Genomic DNA, 2451 nt, shown 5'->3' on the forward strand with positions numbered 1-2451 from the left:
ACGCTGAAGTCTGTGATTTCGATGGCGCCGCGGCCCTCGCCGAGCAGGTGGAAGGAGAAGGCTTTGCGGGTTTCCAGGTTGTCGAAGCCAAAGCTGACGTTGAGCGTTTGCCCCGGTTTCAAATCGGGCAGTTGGGGAATCAGGCCGGCGACATCGCGATCAAACTCCTTGGTTTTCAGCAGCAGCTTGGCGCCTTGCTTGGCCATGCGCACGGCACGAATGGTCAGGGTGACTTTGGTGTGGGTGCCCTGCGGCAGCTCCAGATATTGCGCGCCGATCAGGTTGTCGGCCCAATCGTCGGTGGCCAGCGCTTTCAGGCTGATGCGTTCGTTACTGGCAAACTGGTACTGCTGGCCGATCTGGCCGTTGCTCAGCGATTGGTCGAGCAGGGCGGCGCGGTCGCTGATTAAGCGCGCTTGTTTGCCGCGCTCACGGCCCAGGTATTTGGCTTGGTCGGCAATAAAACCTGCGCTGGCATAACGGCGGCAGATTTGCTGGAAATCACACTCGGTAAAGGTGCCCTTGCCGTCGTGGTGGCGCAGCAGGCCGTTGGTGTAAGACATGATTTCGCGGCCACCGCTGTAGTCACGGAACAGCGAACGACCGCTCAGGTTGGGCGGCACCTGGAAGTCGAAATAATCGAGCACCGAGGCGGTCAGGTCGACATGCCCGTAGGTGCCGCTTTTCAGTTTCGGCAGCTGGCTTTGTTCCGGCGCCAGAATCAGGTTGAAACCCCAGGCTGAGGCCAGACGCACGTCGTCGATACCGTGGGATTCGTCGGAGGTGACGATAACTAGGGTGTCTTTGAGCACGCCCTGTTTCTCCAAACCGGCGAGGAAGTCGGCCACGGCGTCATCGAGGTAACCGATGGCCGCCTGTTTTGCGCTGGGGTAGCGGTCCAGATACTCCTGCGGCGCCGAGTAGGGCTGGTGTGTACCAACTGTGAGCAGGGTGAGCATCCACGGCTGTTTCGACTGGCGCAGTTCGCCGACGTGTTTAAGCGCGCCTTCGAAATAGGCTTTGTCGTCCATGCCCCAAGGGAATTCTAGGTACGGCTTGTTCTTGAACCAACTGAGGCCCAGGGTTTCTGCGAACCCCATGTGCGGCATGATTTTGTCTTTGGCCATAAAGCGCAGGCCGGCGCCTTGCAGAAAACTGGTGTGGAAACCTTGATCGCGTAACTGCGCTGGCAGGCATTGCAGGTTGCGGGTGTTGCTATTGAGCAGTTCCACGCCTTTGGGCGTACCGCTGTCGAGCTTGCTGTAGTCGCCGCAGAGCATGGCGTACAGGCCGCGAATGGTCTGGTGGCTGTGCAGGACGTAGTCCGGCGTATTCATGCCGCGCTCAGCCCATTGGCTCAAGCGCGGCATCAAGTCTTCCCCATAGCTGCTGTGCAGGGCCTGGCGGTCGGTGGCGATATAGGCGCCGGGTATGCCTTCCAAGGTCACGATCAGCACGTTTTTCGCCTGGCCTTTGCCGGCGAATAGCTTGTTGCCATTGAGGTCGAGTTGGCTAAGGCCGGCGATATCCGGTTTGCTCTCGGGGTCGTCATCGTCCAGCCAGGCTTCCAGGCGCGTTTGCTCGTTATTGAAGGCTTCGGCAAGCAGCTTGTGGGGCAGGTTGAATTGCTTCCATTGCACGGCTTCGCTGGGTGTCAGGTACTGGCCGCTGGCATGCAGGGCGGCGAAACCCAGGGGCAGGGCATAGCTATAAAACGGTAAAGGCGCGGTGTTCTTCTGTCGGCGCACCAACACGTTGGCCAGCAGGCCCAGTGCCAAGCCTGCGGCGAGCAGCGGGTAAGTGAGGCCGCCACCTTGAGTTGAGTGGCCAACAAACTGCGGGTCGATCAGGTATTGCAGGTCGCTGACTTCCGGCATACGGCCAACGGCGCCGACCAGTTCGGCGGCGCTCAGGGTAAACAGACTCCACACCAGCAGCACTGGCAAGGTCAGCCACAACGGGCGGTTATGCAGCAGCACGATCAACAGGGTGCCGATGGCCAGGTCCGACAGATAGCCGAAGCCATTCGACCAACCGAGCACGTAACGGCTAAGCAACGGCACAACGAGCAGGAGAAAACTGCGGGCAATCAGAGAAAAAGTAGGGTGCTGCAGCCATGGGCCGTAAATGCGCACAGGAGCTCCTGAGATAAGGCAGAGAGAGTCCGAGCCAGTCTGCAAACCACTGGATGACCAAAGTGGGGAGCGGCGACCGCGAGTGACACGATTCTGAAACAACTCTGTGCTAGAGGCCAGAAGCTTGTTCAGTTCGATAGGCAGGAATATGTGTGCGGCCGTGTAGTACCAGGGCGGGTAAATGACTGAACGAGCAAGCAGGCGGGGGCTGAAGCGAGGGTTACTACAGCTGTTCGAGCGCTTTATTTAAGAACGACAAAATCAAGCGCTTGGAACAGCAGGGCAAAGCGATTTTACTTTTTACCGAGTGTGATGT

The 2451-nt window shown here is 58.9% G+C and carries 1 protein-coding gene; it reads right to left on the reverse strand.

The genetic code is table 11. The annotated features are described in order from the left end of the window. Positions 1 to 2129 (reverse strand): LTA synthase family protein (locus tag AAAB16_RS03640; RefSeq protein WP_340662112.1); only part of this gene is annotated, 2129 nt, incomplete at its 3' end. Positions 2130 to 2451: the final 322 nt, after the last annotated feature.

The organism is Pseudomonas sp. (assembly GCF_037994325.1).
Taxonomy (GTDB): Bacteria; Pseudomonadota; Gammaproteobacteria; order Pseudomonadales; family Pseudomonadaceae; genus Aquipseudomonas.